Annotated in this window: 17 protein-coding genes and 4 pseudogenes; 2 read left to right on the top strand and 19 right to left on the bottom strand. The window is 71.3% G+C overall.

The annotated features are described in order from the left end of the window. Positions 1–539: 539 nt before the first annotated feature. The 4 genes and pseudogenes from GA0070617_RS04880 to GA0070617_RS04865 form a co-directional block, all read right to left on the bottom strand. Positions 540–1,380 (bottom strand): annotated as a pseudogene (locus GA0070617_RS04880) (transposase family protein). A 180-nt stretch (positions 1,381–1,560) separates the two neighbouring features. Then, entirely contained in the window at positions 1,561–1,833 is a 273-nt protein-coding gene (locus GA0070617_RS04875) for a SitI3 family protein (RefSeq protein ID WP_229688148.1), read from the bottom strand. Positions 1,834–1,906: 73 nt separating this feature from the next. Continuing rightward, positions 1,907–2,359 carry a SitI3 family protein gene (locus GA0070617_RS04870; protein ID WP_091434353.1) on the bottom strand — a complete coding sequence of 151 codons (453 nt, stop codon included), beginning with the start codon at positions 2,357–2,359 and terminating at the stop codon, positions 1,907–1,909. Then, positions 2,359–2,526: pseudogene (locus GA0070617_RS04865) on the bottom strand (CdiA C-terminal domain-containing protein); the annotation flags it as partial. The gene GA0070617_RS04870 and the pseudogene GA0070617_RS04865, both read right to left, overlap by 1 nt. Between GA0070617_RS04865 and GA0070617_RS32315 the strand changes: the two are divergent. After that, a pseudogene (locus GA0070617_RS32315) lies at positions 2,518–2,598 on the top strand (excalibur calcium-binding domain-containing protein); the annotation flags it as partial. The pseudogenes GA0070617_RS04865 and GA0070617_RS32315 overlap by 9 nt on opposite strands. Before the next feature lie 77 nt (positions 2,599–2,675). Then, a pseudogene (locus GA0070617_RS32310) lies at positions 2,676–2,729 on the top strand (excalibur calcium-binding domain-containing protein); the annotation flags it as partial. Between the two features lie 147 nt (positions 2,730–2,876). On the opposite strand, the gene GA0070617_RS04860 reads toward GA0070617_RS32310, so the two are convergent. The 15 genes from GA0070617_RS04860 to GA0070617_RS31285 form a co-directional block, all read right to left on the bottom strand. Continuing rightward, entirely contained in the window at positions 2,877–3,329 is a 453-nt protein-coding gene (locus GA0070617_RS04860) for a SitI3 family protein (protein WP_091434351.1), read from the bottom strand. Between the two features lie 13 nt (positions 3,330–3,342). Next, positions 3,343–3,729 (bottom strand): CdiA C-terminal domain-containing protein, encoded by a 387-nt coding sequence (locus tag GA0070617_RS04855; protein WP_175440729.1) that lies wholly within the window; start codon positions 3,727–3,729, stop codon positions 3,343–3,345. A 209-nt stretch (positions 3,730–3,938) separates the two neighbouring features. Continuing rightward, positions 3,939–4,466, bottom strand: a complete 528-nt coding sequence (locus tag GA0070617_RS04850; RefSeq protein WP_091434348.1) for a DUF6244 family protein — start codon at positions 4,464–4,466, stop codon at positions 3,939–3,941. A gap of 99 nt (positions 4,467–4,565) precedes the next feature. Then, positions 4,566–6,356 (bottom strand): hypothetical protein, encoded by a 1,791-nt coding sequence (locus tag GA0070617_RS04845; RefSeq protein WP_091434347.1) that lies wholly within the window; start codon positions 6,354–6,356, stop codon positions 4,566–4,568. A gap of 22 nt (positions 6,357–6,378) precedes the next feature. Continuing rightward, positions 6,379–7,656 carry an AAA family ATPase gene (locus GA0070617_RS04840; RefSeq protein ID WP_229688150.1) on the bottom strand — a complete coding sequence of 426 codons (1,278 nt, stop codon included), beginning with the start codon at positions 7,654–7,656 and terminating at the stop codon, positions 6,379–6,381. 399 nt (positions 7,657–8,055) lie between these two features. Beyond that, entirely contained in the window at positions 8,056–8,664 is a 609-nt protein-coding gene (locus GA0070617_RS04830) for a hypothetical protein (protein ID WP_091434343.1), read from the bottom strand. Continuing rightward, the gene (locus GA0070617_RS30385) at positions 8,657–9,076 is read right to left on the bottom strand and encodes a hypothetical protein (protein WP_091434341.1); all 420 of its coding nucleotides are present in this window, start codon (positions 9,074–9,076) and stop codon (positions 8,657–8,659) included. Before GA0070617_RS30385 ends, GA0070617_RS04830 begins: the two co-directional genes overlap by 8 nt. After that, positions 9,073–9,387: a hypothetical protein gene (locus GA0070617_RS30380; protein WP_091434339.1), complete on the bottom strand. Its 315-nt coding sequence runs from the start codon at positions 9,385–9,387 to the stop codon at positions 9,073–9,075. The genes GA0070617_RS30385 and GA0070617_RS30380 overlap by 4 nt, the downstream gene beginning before the upstream one ends. After that, positions 9,380–10,054, bottom strand: coding sequence for a hypothetical protein (locus tag GA0070617_RS04815; protein ID WP_139135577.1), 675 nt, complete (start codon positions 10,052–10,054; stop codon positions 9,380–9,382). The genes GA0070617_RS30380 and GA0070617_RS04815 overlap by 8 nt, the downstream gene beginning before the upstream one ends. A gap of 23 nt (positions 10,055–10,077) precedes the next feature. Further along, positions 10,078–10,428 (bottom strand): hypothetical protein, encoded by a 351-nt coding sequence (locus GA0070617_RS04810; RefSeq protein ID WP_091434335.1) that lies wholly within the window; start codon positions 10,426–10,428, stop codon positions 10,078–10,080. 6 nt (positions 10,429–10,434) lie between these two features. Continuing rightward, entirely contained in the window at positions 10,435–10,890 is a 456-nt protein-coding gene (locus tag GA0070617_RS04805; RefSeq protein WP_091434332.1) for a DUF4262 domain-containing protein, read from the bottom strand. A gap of 30 nt (positions 10,891–10,920) precedes the next feature. Then, positions 10,921–11,946 carry a hypothetical protein gene (locus GA0070617_RS31290; RefSeq protein ID WP_091434330.1) on the bottom strand — a complete coding sequence of 342 codons (1,026 nt, stop codon included), beginning with the start codon at positions 11,944–11,946 and terminating at the stop codon, positions 10,921–10,923. Positions 11,947–12,020: 74 nt separating this feature from the next. Continuing rightward, a complete protein-coding gene (locus GA0070617_RS04795; protein WP_091434328.1) occupies positions 12,021–12,383 on the bottom strand; it encodes a hypothetical protein in 363 nt (120 codons plus the stop codon). Between the two features lie 232 nt (positions 12,384–12,615). Continuing rightward, complete coding sequence (locus GA0070617_RS04790; protein WP_091434325.1) at positions 12,616–13,005, bottom strand: hypothetical protein; 390 nt, start codon at positions 13,003–13,005, stop codon at positions 12,616–12,618. A 165-nt stretch (positions 13,006–13,170) separates the two neighbouring features. Next, on the bottom strand, positions 13,171–14,007 hold the full coding sequence (locus GA0070617_RS31285; protein WP_229688151.1) for a hypothetical protein: 837 nt from the start codon (positions 14,005–14,007) through the stop codon (positions 13,171–13,173). Between the last annotated feature and the right edge of the window lie 21 nt (positions 14,008–14,028).

The following is a 14,028-nucleotide window of genomic DNA, read 5'->3' as shown; positions in this document are numbered from 1 at the left end:
CAGGGGAGATCGTTCAACACCGCAGTAGCTTGCATAGCACCAATGTCCATTATTCACTAGCACGAAGGCACGGAATCTTGGTTCTTCGTGAATATAAGCGTCGCCTGCGAGGCGCGGAGTACCGCTTGGCATGCGGCTTCCAAGCCACATATTGACCGCACAACGACCACGAAGGGAAACCCAGCCGAATCAGCGGCGCATTTTTCACTCAGCCTGGAAAAAGCTAGTCAGACGGCCGACATAGACGCGGCGCCGACCCGCTTCCTCATCGCGCAAGAGCAGAGGTTGCGTCGGGGTTGCTTCACATTAAAAGCTACGTTCACCGAAGAGATGGGAAGAAATCTAAACATTCTTCAGAGAGCCGCATTTGATGCGCCGAATGTCCGGAAATGCCGCGAACCAAGTCTTTCCGCATGCAGGGCAATTGGCAGGCGGGTTGCCGCTTCCGCGCCCTTCGAACCCACAGATGCCGCAGGTCTTATCGTATGACACCAGACCGCCACCCTTCCGAAGTCCAATGGCAAGACTGCACCAGTCTTCTACTCAAGGCGCGGAAGTGTCAAGGGTGAGCCTTTTCGTGCTGCGTAGCGGTTCGCGTCGACGTGGGGCAGGACGTGGATCGCCTGCATGATCGCGGTCGCCCGGCGTGAGCAGCAGCCTAGCTTGGTGAGGATCTTCCAGGTCTTGAGTATGGCGACCGCCCGCTCGCCGCATGCCCGAATCTTGGCGTGGGCGCGGTTGATCGCCTTCTGCCGGCGCGACAACTTCGGCCGGAATCGCCGCCGTCTAAACGGGTTGCGCACACTATCGTGGGCGTCCTGGTAGCCCTTGTTAGCGACGGTTAGGGCGTCTGCGCTGGCCAATGCGTAGATGATGCCGTGGGTGCGGGTGGCGGCTAGGTCGTGGACGGCACCCTGCAGGGCCGGCGAGGCCCACACGAGCCGGTCGACGGTGTCGGCTATGACCTGGACGTCCACGCCGTGCCGCTTGTGTTTGCCGGAGTAGTAGGGCTTCTGGTTGGCGACCCGGTCGATCGGGGATCGGCGTGCCGTCCAGGATCGCGTAGGCCAGGGTGCGGATGCGCCACATCACGGTTTTCAGGTCCTCGGCGGCCACCCTGAGCAGGACGATCGCTTCCTGGACGTAGCGCCAGGCGGTGGCGGTGCCGATCTCGAAGCCGGCGGCGAGGCGCCTGTAGGTGTCGCCGTTGCGCAGGTGGGCCAGGGCGAGCAGTGCCTGCCGGCCGGGGCTCAACCGCCGCCATCGAGATTCGCGCTGACAACGGCCGCTGCGGACACGGGCGGCGAGGTGGTTCAGGATCCGGCTGGACAACGAGATCGTGGACAGGTAAGCAGCATGGCGAGGCTCCCGGCTGGGCATCGGCTTTGGGTCGATTTGCTGTCTTACCTGGATCGCCTTCATCGACCACGGGGCTACACACACCATTCCTGACCTGCACCGTCAGGTTGGCTAGTCGGTGTTACCGCAGGATGCCGTCGGGGCGGGTGAGAAGGAGCCAGTTGTGGTCGAGGACCAGTGCCATGTTCTCCCGACGCTCGGTCAGGATCCCGGCCACGGCGGTCGCCGTTCCGGCGGTTCGTTCCTGGCCATGTCGAAGATGACCTTGACGTACCTGTCGGGTTTCCACTTCCCCTGGGCTACGTCGTCGTCGGTATCGACGTCACCGTCGATACCGCCGAGGATGCTGACGCTATATCCCCGCCGCACCGTGAGGTCAGCGCTGAGCAGGCGGGGTAGCCCGGTTCGGTCGAGCCCCGCCACCTGCTCCAGCGGCACGTCCGCGGCCAGTGTCAACTGGTAGGCGATCCCCATGTCACGACCTCCCGCTCCTGGTGGACCGCTGGCCGCCTCGGTGTGGCACCGGTTCACCGCGCCCGTGGCGCTGTCAGCCGGTGATGAGGTGGTCGAGGTGGTAGTGGTTCCACCAGCTCGGGTGGTGTTTGCGGATGACGCCGTCGATGCGGGTCAGGTAGAGATAATTGCCGTCCTGGATCAGAGCGGCGTCCTCCGCTCGACCGGTCAGGACCCTGCCGACCGCCGCCACCATGTTGGGAACTCCCTTCTCGGCCAGGTCGTCGGCGCGCATGGAGAAGGTGACGTTGACGTAGGTGTCCGGTTCCCACTCCCAGCGGGCGGCGTCGTCGGTCTCGAACTCGTAGTAGCCGTGGTTGCCGGAGCGGACGGCGACGGCGTAGCCGCGTTGGTCGTACAGTCGGGCGGTGAGCAGGCCCGGTTTGAACGCCGGCTGCGGCGTCTCGGCGGGTTCGGCGGCGGTCAGCGCGGCCACCTCGCCGACGGGCGGATCGCCGGCCAGGACCAGACGGAAGTCCACGGCCATCAAGTCTTCCCTTCTCGGTCCTGCCGGATGATCTGGACGGTCGTACCGTCGCGGGTGACCGCGACCAGTTCCTTCAGCCCGTCGATGGGCCAGCTGTCGAACTGGCGGCGCAGGGCCGCCGGGTCGCCCCGCCAGTCGGTGAGGTTCAGCGCCACGCGTTGGTTCTGCCCGTCGTCGGTCCCCGGCGTGATCCTGGATACCGGCCAGAGTTCGACCGTGACGGGGACGGCGAGGCCTGCGATCCGGGACGCGGCAACGGCGACCGAGGCGACTGGGCCGCGGTACGGGCCGTGGGAAGCTACCGATCCGATGGTGACCCGGGTACTCCCGCTGGCTGGACCGCGACGACAACGGCATCGCCTGCGAATAACAGGTCGGCCCACCGAGGAGCGCGGGTCCGGCGAGTCCGTGACGCATGGGGTGCGGCGGGCGGTCTGGGCTCGCGTCGTCCCTGAGTGTGGTGTCGGGGCCCGGTTCGGGCTCCGGGGTGTGACGTGCTGCGGGTGTGGGGTCGGGACTATGTGGTGAAGGTGTCGGTGAGCCGGTAGTTGTCCCACCATGCTGCTCGGTGTTTCCGCAGGGTGCCGTCGGTGCGGGTGAGCAGGAGCCAGTTGTTGTTGAGGACGAGGGCCGCGTTTTCCGGGCGGTTGGTGAGGATCCGGGCCACGGTGGCCACCATGTCGGCGGTCGCGGTTTCCGGCGGGTCGTTCTTGGTCATGTCGAAGGTGACGTTGACGTACCGTTCGGGTTCCCATTCCCACTGGGTGCCGTCGTCGTCCTCGGCGTCGAAGTAGCCGTTGCTGCCGGCGATGACGCTGACTCCGAACCCCTGCTCGGTGGTGAGGTCGGCGGTGAGCAGGCGAGGGTAGCCGGCGTTGGTCGACTCCCGGAATCGGTGCGGTGCGATGAGGTGCGCGACCTCCTCCAGCGGGATGTCCCCGGCCAGGGTCAGTCGGTAGTCGATGCCCATGTGTTGCCCGCTCTCAGTCTCGTCTCAGAAACTCGATGATGTCACCGTTTCTGGTCACCGCCGCGACCTCCTTGAGGTGGGGGATGGGCCAGTCGTCGAACTGCTTTTGGAGGGCGGTGATGTCGCCGCGCCAGTCGTGCAGGTTGATCACCACGCGTTGGGTCTGCTGCCCGGAGATCTTCTCCTCGACGGCCGTCCAGACCCCTCGAACGGCCTTGGTGGCCGTCGGTGAGTAGCAGTCGAAGACATGTCCTTCGACCAGGTAGTCCGGATCCTTGTCCGGCTTGCCGGTGTCGCCCGTGTCGTGCCGTGCCTGGGTTATCTCGGGTCGGGTCGGGTTCTGTCGTACCTGGTAGGCCGCGCGGGCGAGGGTGTCAGCGCACTCGTTCTCCAACTGCAGTGCCCGCCGTACGGCGGTGTCTGCGGAGGGTGGGATCCTGGTGCGGGGCCCGGTCGGCGTTCCGTCTGGTGTTCCGGTGGGAGGTCGTGACCATCGAATGGTCACCGCACCTGTGGTGGGCTCGGCGTGACCGGGGTCGGAGCCTGGTTTCGCGGGCCTGGTGCGCTCGTCAGGGTCCGGGCTGACCGCCGCGGGGCGGTCAGCCCGGCTCAGTTTCCCGCCGATCCCAACTGTCGGGCCTGGCTGATCGCCGCTTCGACGGCCTGCTGGGCGGCGGTGCCGCGCTGTATCAGGAGCACCAGTACCTGTTTGACGCTGTCGAGGGCCTGCAGGAGCGGGCCGGGTTGCCCGCCCTGCAGGACCGCGCCGACGAGCTGACGGGCCTGGTCGACGTGCGCGATCGTCGCGGTGGCGGCTTCGCGGGCGCTGGCGATGCCCTGCCCGACCGGGGCCAGGGCGGCGATGCTCTCCTGCGGGGTGGCCTCCCGTGGGACGTTCGCGGTGGCGGTGGTCGCCTCACCGACGGCGCCCGCGAGGCCGCCCAGGCCGCTGTGGATGGTGGCGATCGCGGCGCGTACCCGGGCCATGCCGGCGGCGACCGCCGTGAAGCCGGTGCCGGCGGCGCGGGCGGCGATCTCCTGGGCCTGGTGGTCGGCTCCGGCGGTGAGGCTCTGTGCCCGTTCGACTCCGGTGCCCAGGGTGCGCAGTTCACCGGTGATCTCTTCGATGCTCGACACGTGCGGGCCACCCTGACCGAGAACGGATTCCGACGCCTGCAACCTACCCGCCCCTCTCGACACCCGACGATCCCCACATTCGGGCGGCCGGGCATGCCGTCAGGCGCGGCGGAGGGCGGTGGCGGCGGCGTGGGCGATGAGACGGCCGGCGTCGGTGGGGGTGCCCAGGGCGGTGGTGTGGGCGCCGGTCAGGGGCCGGGACTCGGGTGGGCCGAGCCAGAGCAGGGCACAGCCGGCGCGGGCGAGACGGTCGAGGCGGTTCTGTCCGTCGCGGGTCTCGGTGCGGGTGAGTTTGCCGTCGCTGACCACGACGAGCAGCCGCGCGCCGCCGCGGGGGTCGGCCAGGTCGAGGACGGCGTCGAGGGCGTCGACGGCGAGGGGGAAGCCCTGGGTGTGGCCTTCTCTGGGGAAGAGACGGACCTGGTCGGGTGGCTGTCCGGGGCGGGTCACGGGGGTGACGTAACGGCCGAAGGTGACGGTGGCGCTGGTGCCGCCGGCCCAGGCGGTGGCCTGGGCGGTGATCCAGGCGGCGGAGGCGATCGGGTCGGCGAAGGATGCCACGGACGGGGAGACGTCGGCGACGATGCCGACGCGGATCGGGGGGTTAGGTACGCGGCGGCGTTCGGTGCGTCGCCAGGGTTCGCTGGTGGGGATCTGGCCGGCGGCGCGTTGGGCGTCGGCGGCCAGGGCAGCGCGGGTGACCAGGCGACCCGGTGGTGTCACCGAGGTGGTGATCGTGCTGGTGGGGTCGCGGTGGGCGGCCTGCCGCAGCGTGCGGGCGAGCTGACGGGCGGCGGTACGTTCGGCGTCGGTGGGTGGCCGGGTCCGGTGCCGGGGCGGGCGTCGGCGGACCAACGGCGATCCGTCGCTACTCGCCCCGCCACCGCCGGCTGTGGGGTCGCCGAAGACCGTGCGGGAGGCGTCGTGTGATCGTTGCCGCTGGTCGGCCTCGGCCTGGCGTTCTCGGGCCCGGGTGCCGGCGCGGGCGGCGGCTTGGGCGGCGGCGGTAGCGGCTTCGGCGTCGTGCCGGGCCACGGTGGCGACGGTGGAGGTGGCCGCGCGGCGCAGCGCCCCCTGTCCCCCGGGGTTCGCCGGACCGCCGGCAGCGCCGGGGCCGCCGGGGCCACCGGGAGCGCCGGGGCCGGTGGGGGTGGGTGGTGCCGTGTCGGGGTCGACGCCCAGGGTGTCGCACCAGCGTCGGGCGAGGGCGTGCATGGCGTCGGTGTCGTCGTCGGCCACCTGGTGGGCGTCGCGCCAGATGGCGGTGAGGTCGGCGAGCAGGGCGGGGCGCAGGATCCGGGTGACCACCCGGTGCAGCGGGTCGGTCTCGTCGGGGTCGAGGACCCCGGCGTCGACGCGGGCGAGTACGAGCGCGGCGCTGGCGGCGGCGGACCAGGGGTCGTCGGTGGTGGGGATGTCGCCGAGGACGATTCGAATGACGGCGGCGCGTATCCAGCGGCGGTCGCCGGGCCTGCGGCGTAGGTGGGCGGCCTCGATGCGGGACTCCTCCAGTAGGGCGGCGGCCTCGGCGATCCGGGCGGGGCCGGTGCCGAACTCCCAGCGGGTGTGGTGGGCGTGCGCGGCCTCGTGCACGAGCAGGCCCCAGATCACGGGGTACTCCTCGCGGGCGTCGGGGTCGTGGGGGTCGACGGTGCGGGGGTCGACGCCGAGGTGGGTGCCGTCGATCTCGATGGTGGCGTGTTCGCGGACGAAGCAGGCGGGTGCGCCGCCGCCGGCGCCGGGTGCGATGACGACGAGCAGGTCCTCGCGGCCGGCGATGGGTGGGACGTGGGCGCTGAGGGCGGCGGACATGGTCCGCCACGCGTGGTCGTCGGGCAGGGCGGTGGCGGTGGCGTCCGGGTCGGTGTTGAGGTGTGTGGACAGGGCCACGGGCGGTGTCTCCTTTCGGGGGTTACAGCTGGTTGCCGAGGGCGAGGGGGAGGATCTTGGCGTGGCCGAAGGCCTGGGTGGCGGCCTTGTGGACGACCTCGCGGTCCTCGACGGGGGCCAGGCCGATCAGGTTGGCGATGGCGGTGTCGATGCCGAGGACGTCGGTGATCCGTTTGAAGGCGAGTAGTTCCCGCAGCTGCGGTGCCCAGCCGATCTCGCCGTTGTCGTAGCGGGTGGCGAGGTTGCGGGCGGCGCGGACCATCCGGGAGTCGACGCCGAGTGCGACGGCGAGGTCGTAGTCGGTGGAGACCCGGATGTGGGTGGCGAACCGGGACGCGAGGGCTTCGGTGAGGACGGCGCCGTGGACGCCGGGGTTGTGGCCGGCGACGACGTAGAAGCCGGGGTCTGCGGTGACGATCCGGCCGGCGGCGGCCTTGAGGATGACCTGCCGGCGGCCGTCCATGGCCGGGTACACCACGGCGAGGACCTTCGGCGGGATGAGGGTGGCGTCGTCGATGAACAGCACCCCGCCGGCTTCCATCGCCCTCGGCAGGGGGCCGGGGACGAACTCGTAGCCGCCGCCGTCGGTGGGCACGTAGTCGCCGACGATGTCTCCGACGGTGGTGTCGCCGTCGCCGGGCACGGTGTGCAGGTCGGTGCCGAACGCGGCCTCGATCAGGGAGGTCTTGCCGGTGCCGGGTGGCCCGTACAGCAGGACGGGCACGTCGGCCCGGCGCAGGTCCCGTAGGACGTCGACGTCGGGCCGTTTGGCCAGTAGCCGCGGGTGGTACAGCTGCCCGTTCGGCCGCCGTACCGGCCCGGTGGTGGGCCTTGTGGGCTCGGGGGTCGCCGGTCGTGGGGCCGGGGCCACCGCGGGTCGGGTGGCCGCGGTCGTTGACGCCTGCGGGGTCGAGGGGGCCGGTCGCGCGGTGGCGGGCGCTGTTCCCCCGGCGGGGGTGGCGGGGCGGAGTGCGGGTGGTACGGGTGCCGGTCGGGCCTGGTGGGCGTCCCGGCCGGCCGGGGTGATGCGGTAGGTCTTCGGTGAGCCCGGCAGCAGCGCGGCGTGGCGGCGTTCGGTGAGTCGTTCGCAGGCCTGGCCGATCGCGCCGGAGGACCGGCCGACGAGGATCTCGGCGATGTCGCCCACGTCCATGGCGAGCCCGGCGGTGGCCAGGACGGCGAGGACCTGCGCCTGGAGTTCGCCGGCGCGGAGCTTCGGCAGTCCGCTGACCGCGTTGACGGCGCCACCGGTCGGCGGGTCGTCGGGGGTGGCGGGGGTGCCCGCCGGTGGTGTCGACATCGCTGGTCTCCTGACGTCGCCGGTCGACGGTGCGGGGACACGACTACCGCCGCCGCCGGTGGTGATCAAGTCGTGGTCCGGAACGGTGGGCTCTGGCGCGTGCCGAGGGCGCATCCGTTTCCTCCTGACAGGTGTGGTCGGGAGGTGGCCACACCGACGGCGTGGCCACCTCCCGACGGGACAAAGGGGGTGTTGGTGCCACGGGCCTGCCGGCTGGTGCGGGGCGGCCAGGTCGTCGGCATCGGTGGCCGTGCCGTGGGGCCGGTGCCGTTTCGCGTCGGGCGCGGCGGGCCGCGCGTGGTCCGGACCCGGCAGACCACGGACCTGCCCTGGTACGACGACGGCCCGCTCGTGGCGGGCCGATCCACTGCTCACGTCACCCGACGGTGACGTTCTTCGTCAGCGGGGTGGAGGTGACGGGGCGGATCCGTCGACGCTCCAGGTCGCGCCGACGCGGGCCGGGAACCGCCCGCTGCTCGCCCGGTCGCCCGGACGCGGTGACGGGCGGGGTTCGTCGGTGCGGGGTTGCCGGTCGAGGAGCCGTCCAGGCCTGCGGGGAACGCCCGCGGACCGGTAGCGGTAGCGCTCCGAGCGCAGCCGCACGTAGTCGACCTGCGAGAAGTAGGGCACGTACCGGCCGCGCAGGACGGTGCCGCCGAGCCGGTCGCAGCAGGCCACCGAGACCGGGTACCAGCCGGTCACGGCCATGGTGACGCGGTGACCGCAGGACAGCGCCAACTCGAACACGCACAATCGGTCGAGCGTCCGACCCTCGGCGCTCACGGGGTCCGTGGCGTCGGGGGTGTCGGCGGGTGCGCAGGGGCCGCAGATCGGGCCGAGGTCCGGCTCGTACCCGCCGTCGCAGTCCTCGCACACCAGGCGCAGGCAGGACCGGCACTCACCGGAGGCGACGGTCAGCAGGTCGGTGCCGCAGAACCCGCACGGTCCGTTGAGACCCTTTTCGGTGTGGCGGCCAGGCCGGTGCCGGTGGCACGGATGGTCACCCATCGTGTCCTACCCGCAGGTGCCGGTAGACGGTCTCGGCCGTCAGCGCCCGTCCGGTGCGCCCGGTCGGGGTGTCGACGTGCCGCCAGCCGGTGACCTCGCAGGCCAGCCACGTGGTGTGACCGTCGGTCGTGACGGCCACGACGTCGCCGACGGACAGCGACCGCAGCCGCAGGAGCCGGTAGGCGCAGGCGACGAGGAAGTCCGCCTCTCCCCCGGGTGTCGTACGGGCGGTCTCCAGCCGGTCGAGGTCGGCGTTGCACACGTGGTAGGCCCAGTCGGCGCACTGCTCGGCGGTGGTGGGGGCGGTCAGGTGCCGCCAGTGGGAGAACACCTGGGTGAGCGCGTGGCCGGGCTCGTACGGGAAGAACCGGCTCTCGGTGTTGTGGAGCAGGGTGATGAGGTGCGGGGTCATGCCTGGTCCTCCAGGTCGGACGGGCGGGGTGGGTCGAGGGTGACCTCGCCTCGCGGGCGGCGGCCGATCTGGACGGTCAGGCCGAAGGCGCTGCCGTCGGACAGTTCCAGCCACACGCCCCGGTCGAGGGTGAGGATGCTGGCGTCGTGGTAGGTGTCGGCGGCGGTGACGGTCACCGGTTCGCCGTCGTGGACGAGGTGGGGCAGTCCGGCGTCGTGGCAGAGGTCGTCGAGGTCCACGGTGGTGAGCAGGTGCCGGATCACCGCCTGCAGGGTGTCCTCGTGGACGTACTCGTCGTCGTGGTCACACACGGGTGTCCTCCGTCGTGCAGGTGGCGGGCGGGTGGGGGATGTCGCCGACGATGCGGTCGCAGTCGTCGGGGTCGACCGCAATCCAGGTCCAGGACCGGCCCATCGGCGTGTACCGGCCGGCCGGGTCGGGCCGGTGGCGTGCGATGGCGTCGGGGTCGTCGCTGACGGCGCGGTGGTCGGCGACGAGGACATCGCCGTCGAACCACAACCGGGCCAGCGCCTCGTCGACCCGCCGCTCCCGCTGGGCCGCCCCGACGCCCTCTGCGGTGAGCTGCCGGTGGTGGTCGTCGCGGGCCCGGTCGTGGTCGTCGACGATGGCCCGCGCCACCTCAGGGGTGCAGGTGAACACGGCCCAGCCGTTCCAGTCGTCGACCAGGACGCCGACGTACCCGGTCGGGATCCGCATCCTCCCGTCGGGGCCGGGGGTCCACGCCCAGTCCCCCGCGAACACCCCGGACCCGCCGGGGCGCACCCGGTCGGGGTGGAGGTGGGACAGGTTCCGGTCGTCACCATGCGGGTGTCCCGGGTCCATCACCGGCGCCCGGTCGCGGTCGGACAGGTCCGCGCAGGGCGGCGCGTCGTCGGGGGCGTGCGACGTGTACTGCCTGGTCGTCGCCCCGGAGTGGGTGGGCAGCGGTGTCCGTGGTGCTTTCCTCTGGTGTGTCATCACAGTCCTTTCATTGACTGCGGTCAGGTGGGGGGTGTCAGGACGCCGAGGTCGGTGAGCGCGTCGACGAGGTCGTGTGCCTGGTCGATGGCCGTCTGCCGTTGCTCGTGGGAGGTGAGAATCAGGTCTGCGAGGGCCGCGGCGACGAGGTGTGTGTCCTCGTGGTTGGCGGTCTCGTCGCCCGGATGGTCGAGCAGGTCGTTGATGTCCCGTTGGTGGCGGTCCACGGTGTGGCCGTGGGATTGGGCACGACTGGCGGCGCTGAGGAGCGCCGCGACCGGCGCGGTGTTCAGGTGGTGGTGCAACCGTGTCCAGTCGACGCGGAGACCGAGGTGGGCGGCGAGGGCGTCGACCGCGTCGGTGATCCCGGCCATGGGCTGTTACGGGCACCCGAGGAGGGGCTGTACGTGCCCGGGGTACTCGTACCCGTCGTGCCAGGGGAATCGGCCGTGCCTGTCGGGCCACACGATCTGTTGCAGGTGTACCCGGTCCCTGCCGTAGCGGGCGTAGGCCGTTCCGGGCCACAGTGCTTCGGTCGCCGGGCCCTCGACGATCACCGCCGGGTAGCCGACGATCAGGTCGTCGACCCGGTGGCCGTGGGTGAGTCGGGCGGCACCGGTGTGGACGCGGCCGGCCAGGTCGTTAAGCAGTATCTGGGCGATGCGGGGATCCAGACCGGCGATGACCAGTTCGGGCAGGTGGCGTTCGGTGAGGCCGACGGTGTACGCGAACGGGCTGTCGGTGGTTCCGGGGGCCGGCAGCACGGCCGTCACCGCCCAGCCGGTCTCGGTGATGTGTCTCCGTTGGATGTCGAGGATCTCGTCGGGCGACGGCATGGTCGTCCTTCCGGTTGGGGGCGGGTGTGGTCAGCGGGCGAGGACGTTGACGACGTCGCCGAGGAGCAGCGGTGCGTCGTCTGGTCCCTTGATGTGCTGGTGGATCCAGATCCGGTAGGGCTGGCCGTCGGCGTTGACGAGGTGCCGCCAGTGGCCCTTGACGAAGAACCGGACCCGGTAGTGCCACTTCGCCTCGCCGCCGTGGGGCCCGGTGACGGGTTTGCGGCGGCGCAGCATGACGACGCGGGTCTGGTGGGCCACGCGGTGGCGTACGGCGCGGCGGCGGGCCGCCCGGTCCAGTGGCGGGGCGGCGACGGTGGTCAGGGGTTGGGCCTGGATGACCCAGAACGCGTAGGCGATGGCGGCGACCGCCTTGACCCGGATGGTGGACTCGTCGATGCAGTACCGGCCGTCGGGGGCGGGCATCCACTCGATGTCGTTATCGGCGGCGACCGGGTCGGGGCGGGTGGGTACGGGCCTGCCGGTGGGGAGCCGGGCGTAGCAGTTCAGGATGTAGGGGCCGAGGCTGGTTGCCAGCGGTGTGGTCTGGGCGTCGGAGGCACGCAGGAGGACGGCGGAGGGGTCGATCGGGTCGTCGCGGTCGGTCCAGCCGGTGATCCACCAGTCGGAACTGCCGGTGTCGGAGTTGTGCACCCTGGTCCAGGTGATGGCGCCGACCGAGGTGATCCGGCCGCTCGGCCCGCGGTGGTAGATCGGTTCGGGCAGGAAGAGCACCCCGTCGTCGCTGGGGGCGATGTCGACGGGCACGACCTCGCCGGTCAGGTCGAGCGCCTGCGCGGCGGCGGCCACGATCGCGCTCATCTCGGGTGCCAGGACGTAGGGGTCGCCGAGTTGCCAGGGCTGGTGGGCGATCCTGTCGACGGCGGTCACCACCTTGGGGGTGGGCGTCGCGCCCGTCGTGGCGAACACGGTGTCGAGGTAGGTCGTGACGTACTGCCGGGCCAGATCGGTGCGGCTGTAGCCGACCATCCCTGTTTTGAGGTGCACGGCGGCACGGGCGTACCCGGCCAGGGTCGTCTCGGTGTAGAAACTCACGGTGTCTCCAGGGGGTGGTGCCAGCCGGTGGCGACCGGCGGCGGGGTGACAGGTGGCGGGGTGACAGGTGGTGGTCAGCCCGCGAGACGCAGGGCGGCCATGGGTTGGCGGCGAGGCAGCGGCGGCGCGGGGCGGGTGGGGCGAAACCAGCCGGCGAAGCGTTGGGCGAGGGTGGTGACGGCGGGTACGCGGGCCCGTCCGGGCGTGAACCGCGGTGGGCGGGTCGCGGCCTGTCGCGCCCGCTGGGCGTCACGCAGCGGCGGACACGGGTACGCCTCTTCGTGGGCGCAGCGCAGGTTGGCGCACCGTCCGGGATCGCGTGGGTCGGGTCGGTGGTCGGCGGTGACGCGCACGGCCATGCGCCAGAGCAGGACGTCGGTGACGTCGTCGGGCACCTCGGTGGCGTCGGGTACCTCGGTGAAGACGGTGTGTCGCATCGGGTCGGGTCCTTTCGGCGGGCGGATCGGTGCGGTCGCCGCCGGCGGAACCTGGTGCGGGGCTGTTCGTGTGCGCTGTCGGCGTCGGCTCGGCGGTGACCGCACCGATCGACGCTCGACTCTGTCCACGGATCAAGTCGTCCGCGTCGGGCAGGTGCTCGTGCCGACCCCGAAGGGCGGCCAGCCGGCCGCGCGGGACGCGGGACGGGTGGCCGCCGTGGGCGGGGTGCGGTCAGTCGTGTGCCGGGGCGGTCGGGTCGGGTTCGGGGTGCTGTGCCGTCCAGAGTCGGGTCACGGACCGTAGGTGTTCGATCTGTGCGGCCCGTCGGCCGATCAGCGCGTCGAGGCGGGGTCCACGTGCCTGGACGACCCCGGTGGTATCGATGGGCGGGACAGGGTCGTCAGCGACAGCGGCGAGGACCTGCTCCACATCGCGTAGACCCTTCTCGATGGTGGGCAGGAGTGCGGCGATGAGCGCCTCGGTGGTGGTGAGCGCGTAGAGCACGGCGCGCAGTTCCGAGGCCACCGTCGGCCGGTCGGTGCCGGTGCCGGCGGCGTCGGCGAGCGTCCGGGCGTCGATCCGTACGCCGCAGTACTTGAGGGCAAGGTGGGTTTCGGGCATGGTCCGCTCCTCGTGGGTGTGGCGGTGTCTGTCGTTCGGGAGGTCCGCTCCGGTGTGGACCGTCTGGCCGGTGTGGGGCCTATCTGCGCTTGCGGGCGGCCCGCACGCCGGAGGACACCTCGCGGCGGTAGGAGCGGGGCGCGTGATGTACCACGGTGTGGTGGTTCACGGGGTGGCGTCGCCGTCGGTGGTCGCCGGTGGGACCGGCCAGGGGGCGCGGGTGATGTGGATGCCGAGGATGGGATCGGTGGTCTCGATGGAGCCGCAGCGCCCGCACCGGGTGTAGGTGTCGCGGCCGTAGCCGGCCATGGAGGGCATCTCGCTGCAGGTGATTCCCTCCAGGGCGCCGCACACCAGGCACATCAGCGACCTGTCGTCGGGGCCGAGGACGAAGATCGGCGCACGGGGGTCGGCGGGTTCCTCCCCCGCCGGCGGTGCGGCGGGCTGTCGGGCGTGCCGGGAGGCGTGGCGGGAGGCGGCGGTGAGCAGGGCTGCCAGACCCGTGGACACGGTGTCCTCGTCGGTGGGTTCCGGCAGGCCGGGACTGACGCGCAGCCATGGGCCGCTGCCCTCGGGCTGGGTGAGGCTGAACAGCCGTCTCCCCGTGTCGACGGCGGTGATCCGGCGGGCCGTGCGAGGTTCTCCGTTGATCTGGTACGGGTCATGGTGAACTACGGCCCAGGCCAGGATCATCGCGGCGGGATCGTGACCGAGGAGCCCGTCCAGAATGGCGGCGAGGGTCACCTGGTGGGCGGTTCCTCCGGTCGGGTCGGTGAGGTCGGCGGTGATCCGCCGCAGCAACCGGGGCAGCCCGGCAGGGCTGGTGCCCAGGTAGTACGGGTGCAGGGGAAATTCGACACAGGCCAGGGCCGAGTTCCCGGTGTCGCTGGGTCGGGTGTGGATGAGCAGCAACGTCACCGGTTCTCCCCACCCGGCGACGTCGATCTCCTCGTCAAGGTCGAGCAGGAAGTACGCCAGGGTGTTGCTGGACGTCGAGGACACGAAAGGTCTCCTTCGTGGGCA

Source organism: Micromonospora yangpuensis, assembly GCF_900091615.1.
Taxonomy (GTDB): domain Bacteria; phylum Actinomycetota; class Actinomycetes; order Mycobacteriales; family Micromonosporaceae; genus Micromonospora; species Micromonospora yangpuensis.
This window is presented reverse-complemented; position numbering and strand designations above follow the sequence as displayed.